This is a genomic window from Stutzerimonas kunmingensis, assembly GCF_014764705.1.
Classification (GTDB): Bacteria; Pseudomonadota; Gammaproteobacteria; order Pseudomonadales; family Pseudomonadaceae; genus Stutzerimonas.
In genome coordinates this window covers 151,048-172,573 of the sequence record NZ_JACXXG010000002.1, presented here as the reverse complement: position 1 = coordinate 172,573, position 21,526 = coordinate 151,048, and the positions used below count along the sequence as shown (strand labels likewise).

21 protein-coding genes are annotated in these 21,526 nt (G+C 63.4%); 12 read left to right on the top strand and 9 right to left on the bottom strand.

Annotation, left to right across the window (positions count from 1 at the left end; translation table 11 throughout):
* Positions 1 to 21: 21 nt before the first annotated feature.
* Together IEG05_RS02605 and IEG05_RS02600 are read right to left on the bottom strand one after the other, a co-directional pair.
* A complete protein-coding gene (locus IEG05_RS02605; protein WP_046618388.1) occupies positions 22 to 1,587 on the bottom strand; it encodes a methyl-accepting chemotaxis protein in 1,566 nt (521 codons plus the stop codon).
* A 170-nt stretch (positions 1,588 to 1,757) separates the two neighbouring features.
* Positions 1,758 to 3,281, bottom strand: a complete 1,524-nt coding sequence (locus tag IEG05_RS02600) for a 3-hydroxyacyl-CoA dehydrogenase (RefSeq protein ID WP_046618390.1) — start codon at positions 3,279 to 3,281, stop codon at positions 1,758 to 1,760.
* Between the two features lie 119 nt (positions 3,282 to 3,400).
* Between IEG05_RS02600 and IEG05_RS02595 the strand changes: the two genes are divergently transcribed.
* Both IEG05_RS02595 and IEG05_RS02590 read left to right on the top strand, forming a co-directional pair.
* On the top strand, positions 3,401 to 3,844 hold the full coding sequence (locus IEG05_RS02595; RefSeq protein WP_046618391.1) for a PaaI family thioesterase: 444 nt from the start codon (positions 3,401 to 3,403) through the stop codon (positions 3,842 to 3,844).
* 3 nt (positions 3,845 to 3,847) lie between these two features.
* On the top strand, positions 3,848 to 5,191 hold the full coding sequence (locus IEG05_RS02590; protein WP_046618392.1) for a hypothetical protein: 1,344 nt from the start codon (positions 3,848 to 3,850) through the stop codon (positions 5,189 to 5,191).
* A 3-nt stretch (positions 5,192 to 5,194) separates the two neighbouring features.
* Here the strand turns inward: IEG05_RS02590 and radC are convergent, their stop codons facing one another.
* Positions 5,195 to 5,869, bottom strand: coding sequence for a RadC family protein (radC, locus tag IEG05_RS02585; protein ID WP_046618393.1), 675 nt, complete (start codon positions 5,867 to 5,869; stop codon positions 5,195 to 5,197).
* A gap of 138 nt (positions 5,870 to 6,007) precedes the next feature.
* Between radC and coaBC the strand changes: the two genes are divergently transcribed.
* Genes coaBC through argB form a run of 4 tightly spaced genes read left to right on the top strand, consistent with a single transcriptional unit; the run spans position 6,008 to position 11,206 of the window.
* Complete coding sequence (gene coaBC / locus IEG05_RS02580) at positions 6,008 to 7,216, top strand: bifunctional phosphopantothenoylcysteine decarboxylase/phosphopantothenate--cysteine ligase CoaBC (protein WP_003297860.1); 1,209 nt, start codon at positions 6,008 to 6,010, stop codon at positions 7,214 to 7,216.
* 1 nt (position 7,217) lies between these two features.
* Positions 7,218 to 7,673, top strand: coding sequence for a dUTP diphosphatase (gene dut / locus IEG05_RS02575; RefSeq protein ID WP_003283360.1), 456 nt, complete (start codon positions 7,218 to 7,220; stop codon positions 7,671 to 7,673).
* A 44-nt stretch (positions 7,674 to 7,717) separates the two neighbouring features.
* Positions 7,718 to 10,288, top strand: coding sequence for a phosphohexomutase domain-containing protein (locus IEG05_RS23545; protein WP_191121609.1), 2,571 nt, complete (start codon positions 7,718 to 7,720; stop codon positions 10,286 to 10,288).
* Between the two features lie 15 nt (positions 10,289 to 10,303).
* A complete protein-coding gene (argB, locus tag IEG05_RS02565) occupies positions 10,304 to 11,206 on the top strand; it encodes an acetylglutamate kinase (protein ID WP_003295449.1) in 903 nt (300 codons plus the stop codon).
* A 60-nt stretch (positions 11,207 to 11,266) separates the two neighbouring features.
* Here the strand turns inward: argB and IEG05_RS02560 are convergent, their stop codons facing one another.
* From IEG05_RS02560 to pyrE, 3 genes are all read right to left on the bottom strand, one after another.
* Positions 11,267 to 12,742, bottom strand: a complete 1,476-nt coding sequence (locus IEG05_RS02560; RefSeq protein WP_080902081.1) for a DUF3360 family protein — start codon at positions 12,740 to 12,742, stop codon at positions 11,267 to 11,269.
* A gap of 183 nt (positions 12,743 to 12,925) precedes the next feature.
* Positions 12,926 to 13,519: a DUF4124 domain-containing protein gene (locus tag IEG05_RS02555; protein WP_224742652.1), complete on the bottom strand. Its 594-nt coding sequence runs from the start codon at positions 13,517 to 13,519 to the stop codon at positions 12,926 to 12,928.
* Between the two features lie 20 nt (positions 13,520 to 13,539).
* Complete coding sequence (gene pyrE / locus IEG05_RS02550; RefSeq protein ID WP_046618395.1) at positions 13,540 to 14,181, bottom strand: orotate phosphoribosyltransferase; 642 nt, start codon at positions 14,179 to 14,181, stop codon at positions 13,540 to 13,542.
* An 85-nt stretch (positions 14,182 to 14,266) separates the two neighbouring features.
* Here pyrE and IEG05_RS02545 point away from each other — a divergent pair, with 85 nt between their 5' ends.
* Positions 14,267 to 15,046 carry an exodeoxyribonuclease III gene (locus IEG05_RS02545; RefSeq protein ID WP_014821803.1) on the top strand — a complete coding sequence of 260 codons (780 nt, stop codon included), beginning with the start codon at positions 14,267 to 14,269 and terminating at the stop codon, positions 15,044 to 15,046.
* Positions 15,047 to 15,062: 16 nt separating this feature from the next.
* Here the strand turns inward: IEG05_RS02545 and IEG05_RS02540 are convergent, their stop codons facing one another.
* Both IEG05_RS02540 and rph read right to left on the bottom strand, forming a co-directional pair.
* On the bottom strand, positions 15,063 to 15,431 hold the full coding sequence (locus IEG05_RS02540; RefSeq protein WP_046618397.1) for a DUF4870 domain-containing protein: 369 nt from the start codon (positions 15,429 to 15,431) through the stop codon (positions 15,063 to 15,065).
* A 17-nt stretch (positions 15,432 to 15,448) separates the two neighbouring features.
* On the bottom strand, positions 15,449 to 16,171 hold the full coding sequence (gene rph, locus IEG05_RS02535) for a ribonuclease PH (RefSeq protein ID WP_046618399.1): 723 nt from the start codon (positions 16,169 to 16,171) through the stop codon (positions 15,449 to 15,451).
* Between the two features lie 151 nt (positions 16,172 to 16,322).
* Between rph and IEG05_RS02530 the strand changes: the two genes are divergently transcribed.
* The 5 genes from IEG05_RS02530 to IEG05_RS02510 all read left to right on the top strand — a co-directional run bounded on the left by IEG05_RS02530 (position 16,323) and on the right by IEG05_RS02510 (position 20,908).
* Positions 16,323 to 17,186, top strand: a complete 864-nt coding sequence (locus tag IEG05_RS02530) for a YicC/YloC family endoribonuclease (RefSeq protein ID WP_046618401.1) — start codon at positions 16,323 to 16,325, stop codon at positions 17,184 to 17,186.
* A 68-nt stretch (positions 17,187 to 17,254) separates the two neighbouring features.
* Positions 17,255 to 17,884, top strand: coding sequence for a guanylate kinase (gene gmk, locus IEG05_RS02525; protein WP_042921757.1), 630 nt, complete (start codon positions 17,255 to 17,257; stop codon positions 17,882 to 17,884).
* A 106-nt stretch (positions 17,885 to 17,990) separates the two neighbouring features.
* Complete coding sequence (rpoZ, locus tag IEG05_RS02520) at positions 17,991 to 18,254, top strand: DNA-directed RNA polymerase subunit omega (protein ID WP_003283345.1); 264 nt, start codon at positions 17,991 to 17,993, stop codon at positions 18,252 to 18,254.
* 60 nt (positions 18,255 to 18,314) lie between these two features.
* A complete protein-coding gene (spoT, locus tag IEG05_RS02515) occupies positions 18,315 to 20,423 on the top strand; it encodes a bifunctional GTP diphosphokinase/guanosine-3',5'-bis pyrophosphate 3'-pyrophosphohydrolase (protein ID WP_046618404.1) in 2,109 nt (702 codons plus the stop codon).
* A 104-nt stretch (positions 20,424 to 20,527) separates the two neighbouring features.
* Positions 20,528 to 20,908: a RidA family protein gene (locus IEG05_RS02510; RefSeq protein WP_090521916.1), complete on the top strand. Its 381-nt coding sequence runs from the start codon at positions 20,528 to 20,530 to the stop codon at positions 20,906 to 20,908.
* Positions 20,909 to 20,952: 44 nt separating this feature from the next.
* Here IEG05_RS02510 and IEG05_RS02505 read toward each other — a convergent pair whose 3' ends face one another.
* Positions 20,953 to 21,519 carry an OmpA family protein gene (locus tag IEG05_RS02505; protein ID WP_191121658.1) on the bottom strand — a complete coding sequence of 189 codons (567 nt, stop codon included), beginning with the start codon at positions 21,517 to 21,519 and terminating at the stop codon, positions 20,953 to 20,955.
* Positions 21,520 to 21,526: the final 7 nt, after the last annotated feature.

Genomic DNA, 21,526 nt, shown 5'->3' with positions numbered 1-21,526 from the left:
CCAACATCGGTGGTTGCCGGGCTATTGCTCGGGACGATAGCCCAGCCGCAAGCCGCCCCAGTGACGCCCACCGACCATGATTGGCACGGACAGGTCATGCATCAGCTCCCCGGTATCGCGACTGTAGGTCTGCAACAGCAGGCGGCGCTGATGACTGCCGCAGCGCCCGCCGGTGCGGTCGTTGAACAGGCGCTTGCTACGGCTCTTGACCCGGTCTATTTCCGGGTTGCCCACCGGTGGCTGGCTGAACGCGCGGTTGTGGGTCGGCACGTAGCCCTCCGGCGTCGTGGCGATGGCGTAGACCAATGCGGCATGCTTCTGCAGCACCGGCTCCTGAATCGCCGGCAAAACCTCGTCGGCATAGCGGTCGAAGCGGGTCTGATACTTCACCGGATCGGTATTGGCCTGCGCCCGGTAATTGCGGTCGAACAGGTCATCGAGACTGATGCGGCCGGCCTGGATATCGGCCTCGAAACGCGCGCTGATGGCCGCAGCCCCCTGACGAGCCAGGTCGAACATGGTCTGGTGATAATCGTCGAGCTGGACCTCGGCCAGTTGCTCGCTGGCGCTCTCGGCCTGAGCCACCAGGCGTTCCGCCGCCAGCTCGAGCTGGCGGGTCTGCTCCTCGCTGTCCAGGGCATCGGTACGCAGCTGATCGAGGGCGACGAACTGTCCGGTCAGGCGCTGATGGTTGTCGGCGGTGCCTGTGGTGATCTGCTCGACCTGGCTTTCGACGCTGCCGGCCAGTTCGGCGATTCCGCTGAGCTGCTCACCGGTGGTCGCGATCTGCTCGGCCGCGGCGTCCAGCTCGTTGCCCTGGCGCTGGATATAGCTGACCACTGCTTCGCTTTGCTCGCGGATGTCGGCCACCATGCGACCGACCTCCTCGGTAGCGCTGGAGGTGCGCGCCGCCAGACTGCGTACTTCGTCGGCGACCACGGCAAAGCCGCGGCCGGCCTCACCGGCACGGGCGGCCTCGATGGCTGCGTTGAGAGCCAGCAGGTTGGTCTGGCTGGCAATGGACTGGATCACGTCGGTAATGCGGCGGATTTCCTCCGTCCGCGCCGAAAGCCCGTCAATCAGCTCGCGGCTGGCGTGGGTCTGAGCACTCAGCTGTTGCATGCGTTCGATGGCGCGCTGCAGTTCGGCTTGCCCGGTATCGCTGCGCTCGCGCACCGCTTGCGCGGCATCCAGTGTGTGGCGGGCCCGCTCGGCGCTATCCTGCTCGGTGGCGGCGATAGCCTGGGCACCATTGGCAATTTCGCTGACAGCCTGCAGCTGCGACTTCAGGCGGATGGCCAGCTGCTCGGCGCTGAAGGCAACCTGGGCAGCAGACAGGGCGTTGTGGCAGGTACTGCGCGAGAGATTCTTGGTCAGCTCCGCGAAGCTCTGCGGCGCCCCGTCGGCTGGCGGGGCGCCGCCGGCCACCACACCCCACGAGGTGAACCAGGGCCAAAGCGCCGCCACCATCAGCAGCGCACCGGTCACAAGCAGGGGCGGTGCCAGCCAGTAATGCACGAGCAGCAGACCGATGATCAACACGGCATGGAACACGGCGGCCTTGGGGTGGCGGTTGGCGGGGCTCATGGTCGGCCTCTTGTTCTTGTCGGATCGATCCGACGTTGTACGCATACCCTCCAATAAAGAACAGTAGTGCCTTAGTAGCAACGTGCCGTCATCGGAGGCTCACCCCAGTCTTAACGGCCGCCGCCGCACAAACTGAAGCGATCCACCTCATCTCGAGTCACCGTCGGTCGTCAGCCGGCGACCGGACGATCAGGCGCGGTCAGCGGCAGGCACAACCGCACGCGCCGGCGCAGCCAGGGACTGGGGCGATAACGTGCCTCGCCGCCATAGCAACCCTGCATCGCCTCAAGGATGGCGAGAATTCGTCCCGCACCGTAATGCTCGGCAAAGCCCAGCGGCCCTTTCGGATAGCCCAGCGCCAGGGTGATTGCGCGGTCGAGTATCTGCGGGTCGGCAATGCCCTTCTGCGCGATCTCGCAACCGAGATTGACGATGCTAGCCACCACCCGCTGACTGACGAAACCGGGCGAGTCGTTGATCACCTCCACCGGCACGCCATCGTGACTCAGGGCCTGTTGCGCCTGTGCTTCGAGCGCGGGGTCGAGCGCCGGTTGGCGCATCAGTACCCGGCGCCGATCGAAGTCGGCGAACAGGTCGAAGGCGATACTGCGGGTGGCGGGCAGATCAAGCCTGGCGATCATCGTGCTGGCATCCTCGCCCAGCGGGGTGATCAGGCAGATGGCGCGCTCAGACGGCGCCTCACCGGTTTCCAGCTGGGTACCGGCCCCGCACAACAACGCCGCCAGCCGGCCACGCAGCTCGGCATCCTGACTGTCCAGCCAGAACGGGCGCTCGACGACTATCGGCCGCCATTGCAGCTCCGGCGTGCGGATCTGCTGGCCGTTCTCGTAGCGGTAGTAACCCTGTCCGGTCTTGCGTCCGAGCAACCCCGCGGCGACCCGCTGCGCCGCCTGGTAGGACGGTGTATAGCGCGGGTCCTGATAGAACTGCTGATACACCGACTCCATCACCGCATGGGAAATATCCAGCCCGGTGAGATCGAACAGCTCGAACGGCCCCATGCGAAAGCCCGGGCCGTCGCGCAGGATGCGGTCGATCTGCTCGGCATCGGCGATACCCTCGGCAAGGATGCGCTGCGCCTCGGTGCTGTAGGCGCGACCGGCGTGGTTGACCAGAAAGCCGGGAGTATCCGGCGTGATTGCCGGAAAATGCCCAGCCTCTTCGGCCAGTTTGACCAGCCGCTCGATGACCTGCGGATCGCTGCGCTCACCGCGCACCACTTCCACCAGCTTCATCAACGGCACCGGGTTGAAGAAGTGAAAACCCGCCACCCGCTCTGGATGCTGGCAGGCAGCAGCGATGCGTGTGACGGAAAGCGATGAGGTGTTGGTCGCCAGCACCGTGTCCTCGGCGAGCAAGGACTCCAGCTCGATGAACAACGCCTGCTTGGCCTTGAGATTCTCGACGATCGCCTCGATCACCAGATCGCAGCCGGACAGATCGGCCAGCGCAGGCGCCGCCTGCATTCGGGCCAGCGTGGCGTCCAGCTCGGCGACGCTCAGCCGCCCCTTGGCCACGCCGCGTTCTAGCAGCTCGCGGTTGAAGCGCAGCGCCTCGCTGATCGACGCGCTGCGTGCATCGTGCAACCAGACCTGCTTGCCGGCGCTGGCGAACAACTGCGCGATCCCGCGGCCCATGGCGCCCGCGCCGACGATGCCGATACGCTCAAACATGCAAACCTCCTAACGAGCAATGCGATATTCCGCAGTGCGGAACACGATTCCATCGAATTGACCATGAGCGTAAAGACTGCCAATCTCCAGCGCAAGTCAGCCGCCGAACCCACTCGCTCATGTCCGATCAGCCCTATCCCGCCGCCACACTGCAACAGGTCGAAAGCTCGTTGACCGGGCTCTTCCAGGACCTCGGTTGCCAGCTCAAGGAGTACGGCCCGGAGCGCGCGGTGGTCGAACTGCTGTTGTTGCCGCGCCACCTGAACAACGCCAGCAACCTGCACGGCGGCGTCACAGCGACCCTGCTGGACGTGGCGATGGGCCTCTGCGGAACCTGGGTGGAACAGCCGGAACAGCGCCGCGTGGCGACCACGCTGTCGATGAACGTCAACTTCAGCGCACCGGCACCAGTCGGCAGCCGCATCCGAGCTGTCGCAGTCTGCCGCTCCGCCGGGCACAAGGTGTTCATGGCCAGCTGCGACCTGCTGGACGAGAAGGGCCACTTGCTGGCCTTCGGCGAAGGCGTATACAAGCGCGGCAAACTGCGCAGCGAGCTGCCCTGAGCGATGCTTGCCCTGCTCCCGCTGGCGCTCGTCTGCGAGCTATTCGCGCTGGTAACGCGCCTGCAGTTGCCGAGCGTGATCAGTGGTGCGCTGCTGGTGCTTTTCTTCGCCTGGCACTGGCGCTCGCTGATGCCCTATCCGCGCCGGCTCGGGCTGGTCACGCTGGGGCTGTTCGCCTACTGGGCACTGCTCCGTGACCCCGACTGGCAGCAGACCCAGCGGATGCTCGGCGCCGCGGCCTACTACGGCGCGTTCATCGGCGCGCTCGGGCTTGCCCATTGCGCGGTCAAGCGGATGCCGCAGCTCGGCGAGCTGCATCGGCTCTTACTGCGGCTACCCCGTACAAGCCTCTATCCAAGCTACCTGTTCAGCACCTTTGCGATCAGCTCGGTGCTGAGTTTCGGCATGCTCAATCTGGTCTGCGGTTCACTGGAACGTTATCTGGATCGGCAGTCGCATAGCCCGAGCCAGCGCCGCGAGGGCGCCAGGGGCGTGATGGTGACAGCCCTGCGCGGCTTCGCCCTGGTGCCCTTGCTGGCACCGACCAGCGTGGCGGTGGCGATCCTCACCCGCGAGTTGCCGGGACTGAGCTGGAGCGCGCTGCTGCCATTCGGCTTGGTCTGCGGGGCAATCCTGCTTTTGGTGGGCTGGCCGATGGAAAACCATCGTCTGCGGCAGTTGCGGGAGACCGCTGCCCCGGCACGTGGCTCGAGCGCTACCGGGTCGGCAAAGGGGCTGCGCAACCTGCTATACGGCAGCTTGCTCGGCATCCTGTTGATCGCGCTGCTGGCCAGCCTGACCCCACTGTCGGCGACCCAGGCCGCCATGCTGCTGGTGCCGCTCGCGGTGGTCGGGCTGCTGCTGTATCAGGGTGGATCGCCGACTACGGCCTATGTCGAAGTACGCGACACCCTGGCCGGCATGCGCAACGAAACCTTCATCTTCGCCTGCTCGGCACTGCTTGGCGGACTTACGGCCGTGCTGATCCCGGTCGAACGACTCGCCAGCCACTTCAGCAGCACGCCGCTGGCGCTGTTCGGTCTTGGCAGTGCCGGCATGCTGGCGATCATCGCCCTGGCCCTGCTCGGTGTCGCGCCAATCATCTCCCTGAGCCTGTGCGCCGCACTGCTCGCGCAGCTGGCCGGACACGGCGTTGCGATCATGCAGCCGGCAGTGGCGCTGCTGATCGGCTTTTCGCTGGCCATGCTGCTGTCGCCCTATGGCCCTTCGGCACTGATGCTGGCGCGCCACGCGCAATTATCGCCGTGGCGCATCGCCTTCGGTTGGAACGGCCGTTTCGTGCTGTTGGTGCTCGGCCCACTGCTGCTGGTGCCGCTGCTGGCGTAGCACTCACATCCAGCCGTATTCGGCCATCGACAGGGGCTCGCCGTCCCCGACGATGAAGTGATCGAGCACCCGCACATCGACCAGTGCCAGCGCTTCTTTCAGCCTCAGGGTCAGCTGACGATCCGCCTGACTCGGCTCGGCCACGCCCGATGGATGGTTGTGCGTGAGGATGACCGCCGCCGCATTCTGCGCAAGGGCACGTTTAACCACTTGCCGCGGGTAGACGCTGGCGCCATCGATGGTGCCGTGGAACAACACCTCGAAGGCCAGCACGCGATGCTTGGAGTCGAGAAACAGGCAGCCGAACAGTTCGTGCTGCTCATGCCGCAGCCGCGCCTTGAGGTAGTCGCGTACCGCCTGCGGCGACTCCAGTGCCGAATCGCGGCGCAGCCGCTCGGCCAGATGCCGGCGGCCCATCTCCAGCACCGCCTGCAGCTGGGCAAATTTCGCCGGCCCCAGGCCCAGGTGCGCGCTGAACTGATCGAGCTCCGCCTCCAGCAACGCCCGCAGGCTGCCGAACTCGGCGAGCAGATGGCGGGCGAGGTCCACCGCGCTTTTGCCGGCGACCCCGGTGCGCAGGAATATCGCCAGCAATTCGGCATCGGAAAGCGCGGCAGCGCCCTGTTCGAGTAGCTTTTCCCGCGGCCGCTCCGCCGCCGGCCAGTCACGTATGCTCATGTCCTCTCCCTGTCGAGCAAGCCCACTTTTCCGCTGTGGGCGCTGTGCTATCTTAGCCCGTCATTTTTCCGGGGTATCGGGCGTGTTCTGACCTGGTTCTCACTCCGGAGAGTCCCTACGAGATAACAAGGCAGGCCTATGCAGCGGCTGTATCGTAAACGCATCGTCCTGGGCGTCGGCGGCGGCATCGCCGCTTACAAGAGCGCCGAACTGGTCCGTCGCCTGCGCGACCACGGTGCCGAAGTCCGGGTTGTTATGACCCAGGGCGGACGTGAGTTCATCACGCCTCTTACCCTGCAGGCGCTCTCCGGCCACCCGGTTCATCTGGACCTGCTCGACCCCGCCGCCGAAGCGGCGATGGGTCACATCGAACTGGCGCGCTGGGCCGACCTGGTGTTGATCGCGCCGGCCACCGCCGACCTCATGGCACGCCTGGCCCAAGGCGTCGCCAATGATCTGCTGACTACCGTGGTGCTGGCGACCAACGCCCCGGTCGCGCTGGCACCGGCCATGAACCAGGCCATGTGGGCCGATCCGGCCACTCAGGCCAATCGCGAACTGCTGCTCGAACGCGGCATTCGTCTGTTCGGACCCGGTTCCGGCAGCCAGGCCTGCGGCGACGTCGGCATGGGCCGCATGCTCGAGGCCGACGAACTCGCCCAGGCCGCCGCGGACTGCTTCGCGACCGGTCTGCTGACGGGCAAGCACCTGCTGATCACCGCAGGTCCGACCCAGGAAAACATCGACCCGGTTCGCTACATCACCAACCACAGCTCCGGCAAGATGGGCTTCGCTCTGGCCGAAGCGGCCGCCGAAGCCGGCGCGCGAGTGACGCTGGTGACCGGCCCGGTGTTTCTGCCGACGCCCGATCGCGTGCAGCGCATCGACGTGGTCAGCGCCCGCGACATGCTCGCCGCGTGCGAAGCGGCGATGCCCTGCGACATTCTTGTTGCCGCTGCGGCGGTAGCCGACTACCGCCCGGAAGTGGTGGCACCACACAAACTGAAGAAAGACCCCACGACCGGCGACGGCCTGCTGCTGCAGATGGTGCGCAACCCGGACATCCTCGCCACGCTGGCCAGCCGAGCGGACCGCCCGTTCTGCGTCGGTTTCGCCGCAGAAACCGAGAATCTGCTGGAGTACGCCACGCGCAAGCTGCGCGACAAGAATCTCGATCTGATCGTCGCCAATGACGTGGCCAACCCCAGTATCGGCTTCAACAGCGAAGACAACGCCGTCAGCGTGATCGACCGCCAGCAACATGAAACCCGTTTCGGCCAGGCCAGCAAGGGACATATCGCCCGCGCGCTGGTGGCCTTCATCGCCGACCGCTACAAAGAGTCCTGACATGCACGCACTCCAAGCCAAGATTCTCGACCCTCGCCTCGGCCAAGACTTCCCCCTTCCCGAATATGCGACACCGGGCTCTGCCGGCCTCGACCTGCGCGCCATGCTGCAGAGCGACACGGTGCTCGAGCCGGGCCAGACGCTGCTGATTCCCACCGGCATTGCCATCCACATCGGCGACCCGGGACTTGCGGCGCTGATCCTGCCGCGTTCGGGCCTGGGCCATAAGCACGGCATCGTGCTCGGCAACCTGGTCGGATTGATCGACTCGGACTACCAGGGCGAATTGATGGTGTCCTGCTGGAACCGCGGCCAGAGCGCCTTCACCATCGCCGTCGGCGAGCGTATTGCGCAGCTGATGCTGGTACCGGTGGTACAGGCCCGCTTCGAACTGGTCGACAGTTTCGACAGCAGCGACCGCGGCGCTGGCGGCTTCGGGCACTCCGGCAGCCACTGAGTCACCGCGCACCGCTTACCTTTCAGGATGATTCGAGGAGCTTCATGGCACTCTTCAAGCGCACCGCCAAGGATTCAGGCGTTCTGAACCCGGCCGACACCCGCAGCAAGCGTGGCGGTTTCACCCTCAAGCCATTGCTCGGTGGCCTCGCAGCCAGCCTGATCGGGCTCGGCGCCGCCGCCGCGCTGATCTGGCTCGGTCAGCAGGGCGCTCAGCAGCAGCAACAGACACAACTCGCCGAGGCCTGGAGCCAGAGCCAGGCAAGCGCATTGCAGCAGGCGCTGCGGCGGCTGCGTGCCGATACCCAGACAGCGGTGGAGCAGCAACGCCTGGTGGACGTCGTCCGTGCTGACACCGAGCTCAGACGCGAAGCCGAACAGCGCCTGCTGGAGTTGCCCGGCGTGGTCGACGCGCACCTCAATCCACGCGGCCGGGTGGTGCCGGACACCAGCCGCCCGGGCCCGCTGAACTTCGCTGCGCTCGATCTGCTACAGCGGGTCGAAGCAGGCCAGTCGGCAGCTCCGGAAGCCTACAAGGTCGACAACCGCTGGCTGCTCTACAGTGCGATTCCGCTGCGCGCCGAGGGTGAGCAGGCGATTCGCGGCACGCTGCTGCTGGTCAGCGATCTCCAGCACCTGTTCGCGACACTCCCGACGCTGCCCGACGAAGCCGGCCAGCTGCGACTGACCCAGCAATTCTCCGGCGCACCCGAACAGGTGCTGTTGCAGCGCGGCACCGCGGCCGACAATGCTTCGGCACTGACCCTCGCCAGCGGCAACGCCAACTGGAAGCTGGCCTACCTGCCCGGTGCCATCGATCAGCTGACCCTAATGCCGCTCCTCCTGCTCGCGGCCGCCCTGGTGGCGATTGCCGGCGTGCTGATCGGTCTGCAGCTGGTGCTCGGCGGCCAGCAGCGCAGGCTGCGCGAAGACGTGTTGCAGATGAGCCGCCTGCTACAGGAACTCTCCACCGGCAAGACCATCCAATTACCGGCCTTGAGCCTGCCGGTCCTCGACGCACTGGCCAGGAACATGGTCCGACTGCCTGTCCGCCAAGCTGGACCGGCTCCGACTCAGGCACCCGCCGCGGCTCCAGCCGTTCGGCCCGCCAAACCTACCGAGTACGTCGATCCGCGTTTGCCGGACACCGATATTCTCGACATCGATATTCTCGACGAGGACCAGGACATCTTCGGCCTCGACACCAAGGAGCGAGAACCCGCAATGAGCAGTGCCAAAGCCCCGAATTTGCCCGCCAGTATCTTCCGCGCCTACGACATCCGTGGCGTTGTCGGCGACAGCCTGACTACCGAGACCGCCTACTGGGTCGGCCGCGCCATCGGGTCCGAGAGCCTCGCCAAGGGTGAACCCAACGTTTCGGTTGGCCGCGACGGGCGCCTGTCTGGTCCCGAACTGGTCCAGCATCTCATTCAAGGTCTGCTCGACAGCGGCTGCGACGTCAGCGATATCGGCATGGTGCCGACGCCGGTGCTCTATTACGCCGCCAACATTCTCGCCGGCAAGTCCGGCGTGATGCTCACCGGCAGCCACAATCCGCCGGACTACAACGGCTTCAAGATCGTCATCGCCGGAGACACCCTGGCCAACGAACAGATCCAGACCCTACGCAAGCGCATCGAGACCAACGACCTGTCCAGCGGCGTGGGCAAGGTCGAGCAGGTCGATGTACTGGAACGCTACTTCCAGCAGATTCGCAATGACATCGCCATGGCCAAGCCGATGAAGGTGGTGGTCGACTGCGGCAACGGCGTCGCCGGCGTCATCGCCCCGCGCATGATCGAAGCACTGGGCTGCACCGTGGTCCCGCTGTACTGCGACGTCGACGGCAACTTCCCCAACCACCACCCGGATCCGGGCAAGCCCGAGAACCTGGTCGACCTGATCGCCAAGGTGAAGTCGGAGAAGGCCGATCTCGGTCTGGCCTTCGACGGCGACGGCGACCGCGTCGGCGTGGTGACCAATGCCGGCACAATGATCTATGCCGACCGCCTGCTGATGCTCTTCGCCAAGGATGTGGTATCGCGCAATCCCGGCGCCGACATCATCTTCGACGTCAAATGCACCCGTCGCCTCACTCCGCTGATCAGCGGTTACGGCGGCCGGCCGGTGATGTGGAAGACCGGCCATTCGCTGATCAAGAAGAAGATGAAGGAGTCCGGTGCGCTGCTCGCTGGCGAAATGAGCGGGCACATCTTCTTCAAGGAACGCTGGTTCGGCTTCGACGACGGCATCTACAGCGCCGCGCGCCTGCTGGAAATCCTCAGCCAGGACAAGCGTGACGCCGAGCAGGTGTTCGCCGCGTTCCCCTGCGATATCTCGACACCGGAGATCAACATCACGGTGACAGAGGAAAGCAAATTCACCATCATGGACGCCCTGCAACGTGACGCTCAGTGGGGCGAAGCCAACCTGATCACCCTCGACGGTGTACGGGTCGACTATCCCAAGGGCTGGGGCCTGATCCGCGCCTCGAACACCACACCGGTTCTGGTGCTGCGCTTCGAGGCCGACAGCGAGGAAGAACTCAGCCGCATTCAGGACGTTTTCCGCGCACAGCTGCTCAACGTTGCACCCGATCTCAAACTGCCGTTCTGATTTGCGGAGCCCTGCATGACCCTCAGCCGTGAAGCTGCCACCCAATTCGCCAAGGTACTTTCCGAGGCGCTGCCCTACATCCGCCGGTTCGTCGGCAAGACGCTGGTCATCAAGTACGGCGGCAACGCGATGGAAAGCGAGGAGCTGAAAACCGGCTTCGCGCGCGACATCGTGCTGATGAAGGCGGTCGGCATCAATCCGGTGGTGGTGCACGGTGGCGGTCCGCAGATCGGCGACCTGCTCAAGCGGCTGAACATCGAAAGCCACTTCATCGACGGCATGCGGGTCACCGACAGCCAGACCATGGACGTGGTGGAGATGGTTCTCGGCGGGCAGGTAAACAAGAGCATCGTCAGCCTGATCAACCAGCATGGCGGCAGCGCCATTGGCCTGACCGGCAAGGACGCCGGCCTGATCCGCGCCAAGAAGCTCAAGGCGACCCGCCAGACACCGGAGATGACCAAGCCGGAAATCATCGACATTGGCCATGTCGGCGAAGTCACCGGCGTCAATGCCGAGCTGCTGGAAATGCTGGTGCAGGGCAACTTCATCCCAGTGATCGCGCCGATTGGCGTGGGCGAGAACGGTGAGTCCTACAATATCAACGCCGACCTGGTCGCCGGCAAGGTGGCCGAGGCGCTGAAGGCCGAGAAGCTCATGCTGCTGACCAACATTGCCGGCCTAATGGACAAGCAGGGTAGCGTGCTGACCGGCCTGTCCACGGCCCAGGTCGACGCATTGATCGCCGACGGCACCATCTACGGCGGCATGCTGCCGAAGATCCGTTGCGCGCTGGAAGCGGTGCAAGGTGGTGTCAACAGCGCCCACATCATCGACGGTCGCGTGCCCAACGCGGTGTTGCTGGAGATCTTCACCGATGTCGGCGTCGGCACACTGATCACCAACAGTCAGGGTTGAAGCAGACGCAAAAGAAAAGGGAGCCTAGGCTCCCTTTTTTCATGCCGTGCCGTCAGCCAATCAGAGATCGATACGGAACGACTCGAGCATCGCCGGGATGCCCGGGAACATGCCGATACCCAGCATCACGGCGCAGAGCACGATGAAGACGATCGTCGGGATGACCCAACGATGCAGGTGGCTCAGGGACTGACCACGCTCCTTGTCACCGATCAGCCCGAGATTGTCGAGCAGCACCGTCAGCGACCAGCCGAACACCGGATTAACCAGCGCCGAGGAAAAGATCACGATGGCCGCCGACTGCGAGGTCTTGCCTTCACGGGTCATCTGCATACCGGCTTCCAGCAGCGGCAGGAACACGCCGACCATCAGCGCCACGCTCAGCACCGGCGGCCAGATCGCCAGATCCATCGGGTAACCCCAAAGCGCCGCAACCACACAGAGCAGGCCGGTGAGCAATGCACCGGCGGGAATCGGGCGCTTGGCGATGGCGGCCGGCACCATGAAGGTGCCCCAGGATGAGGCCAGGTTACCGCCACCCAGCGACGTGCCGACGATCTGCCGTGCCGCCGCAACGCACATGGTGTCATCGATGTTCATCAGCACCTTCTTCGCCTTCGGCGGATAGTTCAGCTGCTGGAACACACGATGTCCAAGGAAGTCCGGCGACCACATGGCTACCGCCAGCACGGCAAATGGCGCGACAGCAATGAAGTGATGCAGCTCGGGCAGACCGATCTGCCAGCCGGTAGTCTCGCCCCACCAGTACATCGGATTCAGGTTGGGCACACCCGGCTCGGTGGTGAACTCGAACGGAGCGCCTAATGCAAATGCGATCACGGCCGCCAGCGCCGAACCCAGCGGAATCGCCAGCCAGCGCATGCGGATATGTTCTAGATAGGCGTACATCACGATGGTGGCGAACACCACGATAAACGCGATGTAGCCCATGTCGAAGCTGTCGGCCCAACCGAACAGCTTCTTGATCTGCGAGGTAATGCCGATGAAACCCAGATACAGCAGCAATCCGCCACAAACGCCATCACTAGTCAGACGCGCCAACAGACTGCCGCCCTTGAAGACACCGAGGGTGAAACCGAGCACACCCACCATGATCCCCAGCGCCATAGGATGCCCGCCCGATGCGACGATCAAGGGAATCAACGGAATCAGCGGGCCATGGGTCCCGGCCAGGTTGGCCGTGGGATTGAGGAAACCGGAGAACACCACGACAAACAGCAGTGCTGCGATCAGCATCTCGTAGCGCGCGTTCTCGATCACGAACTCGTTGGAAAGCCCCATCGGGCCGGCGAAAGCCGCAACAACAGCCGCCACCATGACGATCTTGCCGATGGTCGCCGCCATGGCCGGCACCCAATCTTCGTACTCGAAACGGTAGTCACGAAACGGCAGGTTTATTCCCCAGCGCTTCGGCGCCATGATCTCCAGTTCATGCTCGAGGTATTCAGAGCGAGTCGCGAAATTTCCCTTCGGCTTGTGAAGCTCCCGATAACTGCGTAGGTCCCTACCATTCATGCTAGTCAGCCATACCGAAAAATTTGCGCCACGGTACAGACTGACCCCAAGCAACTCATCACGACCTTGAAACTATTGAGCTAGAGCGGTCTTTTGTGATAGCAAGCAAGCTACTCATCGAGCTATTGGCATAGCAAATAGCCACGCCAAGTATTTTGAAACAAGGGAACGGGTATCAGCGTTTTACTGCTTTTGCCCTAGCAATTCGGCAATCCGCTGGCGATCACTGGCAAAGCTGACTTCCGCATCAGCGCGCGCCTTTTCGAAACGCTTGAGGTCGCGCTGCAGACTCTGCTCTTCCTTTTCAAGGTTCTCGATCTGCGCCAACAGGTTGCCCGGAACCTTGCGACCGGCGCGCTCATGGTTCGCCGCCTGCTTGCGCAAGCTCGCATGCTGGTTGCGTATCGACTGCAGGTTGCCGCGGGCCAAGCCCATCACGCTATCGAGCTCGGAAAGCTTGCGCGTTTCGGCCCGCTCCACATCCTCGACACTGGCATACAGACGCAGCAGCTGCGCATCCGATGCAGCACGGGCCTTCTGTGCCTGCAACCGGGCAAATTCCTCCGCGGTCGGTGCCGGCGGCACCTCGCGGACCACTCGCCCTTGCTCGTTGAGCACCTGATATCCACGCGAAATGTGTTGCGGCGGCACGCCATGGCGATCGAGTACGACCACGCCGCGGTCGTCCACATAGCGATACAGCTCGGCAGCCGAGGCCAATACCGGACATATGACTCCCAGCAGGAGCAACGTACGAGCGGCTACCGATTTACGCATGGCGCATTACCTACCCTGGGTCAGATTCCGTACTGCTCGCGATAAGCCTGTACCGCGGGCAGGTGCTGTTTCAGCTGAGCGTCGTCGGCGAGATATTCCAGCACTTGCTCAAGGGACACAATACTGATTACCGGCATTCGATAATCACGTTCAACTTCTTGAATCGCCGACAGCTCGCCCTGCCCTCTTTCCTGTCGATTCAAGGCGATGAGTACGCCGGCGGCCTCGGCTTTCTGCGCCTGGATGATCTGCATCACTTCGCGGATCGCGGTGCCGGCGGTGATCACGTCATCGACGATCAGCACACGCCCCACCAGCGGTGCACCGACCAGCGTGCCACCCTCACCATGATCCTTGGCTTCCTTGCGGTTGAAGCACCAAGGCAGGTCGCGCTGATGCTGCTCGGCCAGCGCGATGGCGGTGGCTGCGCCTAGCGGGATGCCCTTGTAGGCCGGGCCGAAGATGACGTCGAAATCCAGGCCGCTCTCGATCACCGCCGAGGCGTAGAACCGCCCGAGCTGTGCCAACGCGCTGCCGCTGTTGAACAACCCGGCATTGAAAAAATAGGGGCTGGTGCGTCCCGACTTGAGAGTGAACTCACCGAAACGCAGAACACCGCGTTCGATGGCGAAGCGAATGAACTCGCGCTGGTACGCCTGCATGAAGAAATTTCCCGGAAAACCACTGTTTTAGCTAATTGCGAAGAGCTTGGGTTATCATACACGCACGTGTTTTTAGGGGCCATTTATGCGGATCATCAGCGTCAACGTGAATGGCATTCAAGCGGCGGCACAGCGGGGATTGCTCAGCTGGCTGCAAGCGCAGAATGCCGATGTCATCTGCCTGCAAGATACCCGCGCCTCTGCCTTGGAACTCGACGATCCGGCCTACCAGCTGGACGGTTACTTTCTCTATGCCTGCGATGCCGAGATTCCGGAGCAGGGAGGCGTGGCGCTCTATTCCAGGCTGCAGCCGAAGGCCGTCATCACCGGACTGGGCTTCGAGACGGCGGATCGCTACGGGCGTTACCTGCAGGCGGATTTCGACAAGGTCAGCATCGCCAGCCTGTTGGTGCCGTCCGGCCACGGCGGCGATGCCAACCTGAACCACAAACTCAAGTTCATGGACGACTTCGCCCACTACCTGGACAAGCAGCGCCGCAAGCGCCGCGAGTACATTTATTGTGGCTCACTGTATGTCGCCCACCAGAAGTTGGACGTGAAGAACTGGCGCGATTGTCAGCAGGACCCAGGGTTTCTGGCGCCCGAGCGCGCCTGGCTGGACGAGATTTTCGGCAATATGGGCTATATCGACGCCCTGCGCGAAGTCAATCGCGAAGGCGATCTGTTCAGCTGGTGGCCGGACACCGAGCAGGCCGAAATGCTCAACCTCGGCTGGCGTTTCGACTACCAGATCCTGACATCCGGTCTACGCCGCTTCGTGCGCACTGCTCGCCTGCCACGGCAGCCACGCTTCTCCCAGCACGCGCCGCTGATCGTTGACTACGACTGGACGCTGAGCCTCTGAGGCTCAGCGGTTTGCCCTACTTGACCAGCCGCCAACAGAACGGATAGCGGTAGGGCTTGCCCTCGTTGGCGCGAATGCCGGCGATCACCACCAGCACCAGCGCCACCACGCTCACCAACACCATTAGCGGAAAGCCGATGAGGATCCAGGCCAGCACGCCGCAGATCATCATTGCGATGCTGAAGGTCAGCTGAAAATTCAGCGCCTCCCTACCCTGCTGATCGACGAAGGGATCCATGTCCTTCTTCAGCTGCCAGACGATGAGCGGGCCGATCACGTTGCCGATCATCGGCGCCAGAAACCAGAAGAACGCCGAGTAGTGGCAGAACATCGCCCACTGCCGCGCTTCGCGACTGGGTAACGGCACCAGATCCTGATCGGTCATTTCGCGCTACCTCTTGCTCAGTCCGCCAGCGCCGCGCGCTGTAGCTCGAACAGCTGGCGCACGCCATCATGGGCCAGAGCCAGCATCGCATTGAGTTCCTCAGGATGGAACGGTGCCCCCTCGGCCGTGCCCTGCACCTCGATAAAGCCGCCCGCGTCGGTCATCACCACATTCAGATCGGTTTCGGCCGCCGAGTCCTCCAGGTAATCCAGATCCAGCACCGGTTCGCCCTGGTAGATACCGACCGATACCGCTGCAATCATCTGCTTGACCGGATCGCCCGCCTTCAGACCGCCACGTTTCTTTAGCACCTTGAGCGCATCGATCACCGCCACCATGGCACCGGTGATCGACGCCGTGCGCGTACCGCCGTCGGCCTGGATCACATCGCAGTCGATGAACAGCGTGTTCTCACCGAGCTTGCTCATGTCGAGCGCCGCACGCAACGAACGACCGATCAGGCGCTGGATTTCCAGAGTGCGTCCACCCTGCTTGCCGCGCGAGGCTTCACGCTGGTTGCGCTCACCCGTAGCGCGCGGCAGCATGCCGTACTCGGCGGTCAGCCAACCCTGCCCCTGCCCTTTCAGGAAACGCGGGACGCCGGACTCGATGCTGACCGTGCAGATCACCTTGGTGTCGCCGAACTCCACCAGCACCGAGCCCTCGGCATGCTTGGTGTAGTTGCGGGTGATGCGGATCGAGCGCAGCTGATCGGCGGCACGGCCACTGGGTCGCTTCATGTATAGGTCCTGCTAGATAAGAAATTGACCGGCATTATAGAGCCCATTGGCGTGGAAAAGGGTCGCGACCGTCCGGCCATCGCTGCCGCGACACCCTGTTTTCCTTTACAATCCTTCGCCTTTCGCAGCCCGCAATCGAGAGGTATCCCCGATGGTCCACAGCATGACGGCCTTTGCCCGCAGCGAGCAGGCCGGCACCCATGGCACCCTCAGTTGGGAAATCCGCTCGGTCAATCATCGCTATCTCGAGCCGCACCTGCGCCTGCCGGACGCCTTCCGCGACCTCGAAGGCGCGGTTCGCGATGCCCTGCGCAAAGGCATCTCGCGCGGCAAGGTGGAGTGCACTTTGCGCTTCGCCGAGGAAAACAACCGCACCGCCCTGCAGGTCGACCGCGAGCGCGCCAGCCAGTTGATCGCCGCCGCCGAAAGCGTTGCCGCACTGATCAGCCAACCCGCACCGATTGACCCGCTGCAGGTACTTGGCTGGCCGGGCGTACTGGTCGGCGACGCAGTCGACCCACAAGCACTCAACCAGAGTGCCCTGCAGCTCTTCCACAGTGCGCTCGAGCAGCTCAAGGAAGGCCGCGGGCGTGAGGGCGACGAACTGGCCAAGCTACTCAACGAGCGTCTGGACAGCATCCTCGAAGAAGTTGCCACGCTGCGCGAACAGGTGCCGCAGATGCTCGCAGCCCAGCGCCAGAAGGTGCTCGACCGCTTCAGCGAAATGCAGGCAGAACTCGACCCACAGCGCCTCGAACAGGAAATGGTCCTGCTGGCACAGAAGAGTGACGTTGCCGAAGAACTGGACCGCCTGAACACCCACGTGACCGAAGTGCGACGCGTACTCAAGACCGGCGGCGCGGCCGGACGCCGGCTCGACTTCCTCATGCAGGAACTCAATCGCGAAGCCAACACCCTCGGCTCGAAAGCGTTCGACCCGCGCAGCACTCAGGCCGCGGTCAATCTCAAGGTATTGATCGAGCAGATGCGCGAGCAGGTGCAAAACCTCGAATAACCATCAGCCACCACAACGGCTGGTCTATTTTGTCCCACAGCATTAACAGCGCTTTTCAGGAACCCGTCATGTCCGCCACCACCGGTACGCTTTATATCGTTTCCGCGCCTTCCGGGGCCGGCAAGACCAGCCTGGTCAAGGCGCTGGTCGATGCACAACCGCAGGTGCGGGTGTCGGTTTCCCATACCACCCGTACCATGCGGCCGGGCGAGGTCGACGGCGTTAACTATCACTTCGTCAGCCGCGAGGATTTTCTCGCGCGACTGGAGCGCAACGAGTTTCTCGAGCATGCCGAAGTGTTCGGCAACCTGTACGGCACCTCCCAGCGCTGGTTGGAAGACACCCTGGCCGAAGGCTTCGACCTGATCCTGGAGATCGACTGGCAAGGCGCGCAGCAGGTGCGCCGCCTGATGCCCCAGGCCAAATCGATCTTCATCCTGCCGCCGACACAGGAAGCACTGCGCCAACGCCTCAACAACCGCGGCCAGGACAGTGACGAGATCATCGACAAGCGCATGCGCGAAGCGGTCAGCGAAATGAGCCACTACGTCGAATACGATTACCTGGTGATCAACGACGACTTCGCCCACGCCCTGATTGACCTGCAGTCGATCTTCCGCTCCAACCAACTGATACAGAAGACCCAGCAACAGCGCCACGCCCGCCTTCTTGGCGAATTGCTCGCGCAGGTCGGTTGACGCACAGCCCGCAGAAACAGCGCTTCCATTAAGGCTGGTGATTTTTTAGACTACTCCGTCCGCTCGCCCATTCGGGCACGCTCTACCGCTATTGATGAGGAACACCATGGCCCGCGTTACCGTTGAAGATTGCCTGGACAACGTCGATAACCGCTTCGAGCTGGTCATGCTCGCTACCAAGCGCTCGCGCCAGCTGGCCACCGGTGGCAAGGAGCCCAAGGTCGCATGGGAAAATGACAAGCCGACCGTCGTCGCCCTGCGCGAGATCGCTTCCGGCCTGGTCGACTACGATGTCATTGCACAAGACGAGATCGTTGACGACGAGCCTCTCTTCACCCAGTACGAGGAAGAGCCGAACGAGGCCATCTGAATAAATGCCAGGTCGAAGTCGAACCGATAACATCGAAGCCCGCTGGCAAGGAGCACTGTCTTGCCAGCCATAGACGCGCTTGCGGATCGCCTATCGACCTACCTCGGCCCGGATCAGGTCAATCTGGTCCGTCGTGCCTATTTTTACGCCGAGCAGGCCCACGACGGTCAACGCCGGCGCAGCGGTGAAGCCTACGTCACCCATCCTCTCGCGGTAGCCAACATCCTCGCCGACATGCACATGGACCATCAGAGCCTGATGGCCGCGATGCTGCATGACGTCATTGAAGACACCGGTATTCCCAAGGAAGCGCTGGTCGCGCAGTTCGGCGAAACCGTTGCCGAACTGGTCGACGGGGTCAGCAAGCTGACCCAGATGAACTTCGAGACCAAGGCCGAGGCACAGGCCGAGAATTTCCAGAAGATGGCCATGGCCATGGCTCGCGATATCCGCGTGATCCTGGTCAAACTCGCCGACCGCCTGCACAACATGCGTACCCTGGAAGTGCTGGCCGGGGAAAAGCGCCGCCGCATCGCCAAGGAAACCCTCGAGATCTACGCGCCCATCGCCAACCGGCTGGGCATGCACACCATGCGCGTGGAGTTCGAGGATCTCGGTTTCAAGGCCATGCACCCGATGCGCTCCGAACGCATCCGCGCAGCCGTTCGCCGCGCCCGCGGCAACCGCAACGAGATCGTCGAGAAGATCGAACAATCGCTGATCCATTGCCTAGAGCGCGAAGGCCTGGAAGGCGACGTACTGGGCCGCGAGAAGCACCTATACAGCATCTACAAGAAGATGCGCGGCAAGCGCAAGGCGTTCCACGAGATCATGGACGTCTACGCGTTCCGCATCGTGGTGGACAAGGTCGACACCTGCTACCGCGTGCTCGGTGCGGTGCACAGCCTGTACAAGCCGCTGCCGGGCCGTTTCAAGGACTACATCGCGATTCCCAAGGCCAACGGCTACCAGTCCCTGCACACCACCCTGTTCGGCATGCACGGCGTGCCCATCGAGATCCAGATTCGCACCCGCGAGATGGAAGAGATGGCCAACAACGGCATCGCCGCGCACTGGCTGTACAAGTCCCCCGAGGACGAAGTGCCCAAGGGCACCCACGCCCGCGCCCGCCAGTGGGTCAAGGGTGTACTGGAACTGCAGCAGCGCGCCGGCAACTCGCTGGAATTCATCGAGAGCGTGAAGATCGACCTGTTCCCCGACGAGGTCTACGTCTTCACCCCCAAGGGCCGCATCATGGAGATGCCCAAGGGTTCCACCGCCGTCGACTTCGCCTACGCGGTGCACACCGACGTCGGCAACACCTGCATCGCCTGCCGCGTCAACCGTCGCCTGGCGCCGCTGTCGCAACCACTGGAGAGTGGCTCGACGGTGGAGATCGTCACCGCACCAGGTGCGCGGCCGAATCCGGCCTGGCTGAATTTTGTCGTCACCGGCAAGGCACGCACGCATATCCGCCATGCGCTCAAACTGCAGCGTCGTTCGGAGTCGATCAACCTCGGCGAGCGCTTGCTGAGCAAGGCGCTCAGCGGCTTCGAGACCAGCCTGGACAAGATCAGCGCCGAGCGCATCCAGCAGGTACTGACCGAATACCACATGGAGTACGTCGAGGATCTGCTGGAGGATATCGGCCTGGGCAACCGCATGGCCTATGTGATCGCGCGCCGTCTGATATCGCACGACAATGAGGAAGTACCGGCACTCGAAGGTCCGTTGGCGATTCGCGGCACCGAAGGGCTGGTGCTGAACTACGCCAAGTGCTGTACGCCGATTCCCGGCGACCCCATCGTCGGGCATCTATCGGCCGGCAAGGGCATGGTCGTGCACCTGGAAACCTGCCGGAACATCGCCGACGTACGCCACAACCCGGACAAGTGCATCCAGCTATCCTGGTCGAAGGATGTCACCGGCGAGTTCAATGTCGAGCTCCGGGTCGAGCTGGAGCACCAGCGCGGCCTGATCGCCCTGCTCGCCGGCAGCGTCAATGCCGCCGACGGCAACATCGAGAAGATCGGCATGGACGAGCGCGACGGCCGCATCAGCGTCGTCCAGCTGGTGGTCAGCGTGCATGACCGCGTGCACCTGGCCCGAGTCATCAAGAAGCTGCGCGCCATCAAGGGCGTCACCCGCATCACCCGCGTCAAGGCCTGACCTCCTCCGTCAACTTCGATCTGTCTGCAAAACGCCACGGCTGGCCGCTCTCGCCATCAGCCATTATGCTGGCTGCCCGTTGCCCAACCCTCAGAGGAGTCTCCATGAGCAAGACCGTGATCAACACCGACAAGGCGCCGGCCGCCATTGGCACCTACTCCCAGGCCATCAAGGCCGGCAACACCGTCTACCTGTCCGGGCAGATCCCGCTGGATCCCAAGAACATGGAGCTGGTGGAAGGTTTCGAAGCGCAGGCGGTGCAGGTTTTCGAGAACCTCAAGGCGGTGGCAGAAGCGGCTGGCGGCTCGCTGAAGGACATCGTCAAGCTCAACATCTTCCTCACCGACCTCGGCAACTTCGCCACCGTCAACGAGGTGATGAGCCGCTACTGCCAGCAGCCGTACCCGGCGCGTGCCGCCATCGGTGTCTCCGCCCTGCCCAAGGGTGCGCAGGTTGAAATGGACGCCGTTCTGGTCATCGACTGACCGGATCGTCTGTCGGCGCGGCGCCAGTCGCCGCGTCATCGACCTCAACGCACCAGAATTTCGACCCGCCGATTGCGCGGCTCGGCCGTGGCATCCGGCGTCGCTATCAGCAGATTGCGCTCGCCGTGGGATTCCACCCGCAACTCCATCGCTTCCAGCCCCTTGGTACGCAACAGCTCGGCGACCGCCTGGGCGCGACGCAAACCGACCTGCTCGTTGGCCGCACGATGACCCAGCGTATCGGTATGGCCGATGTCTGTTACCACCGGATAGTCCCGACGCTGGGCTGCCAGCAGAACGCTGTCCAGCAGTTGTTCAGCCGTGCTGTCCAGCGCGCCGGATGGCGCGATATGAAGGCTAAAACGCTCGGGCAATGCCGGCTGGGCAGCCAGCGCCTTGTCGAAGTCCGCCTTGCGGCGCATGTCCGGTACGACATAGGCCTGACCGGTACCGGCAATTGCCATGCCCTGGCCAGACGCGTCCAACCGACGCTCCCCTTCCTCTCCAAGCATCACACCACCGCGCCCACCACTGTCGTCCGCCAGCATCACGTAGGAATGCTGCGCGCAGCCCGCCACTGCCGTCATCGCCAGCAGCACCATCGTTTGCATCAGCGTA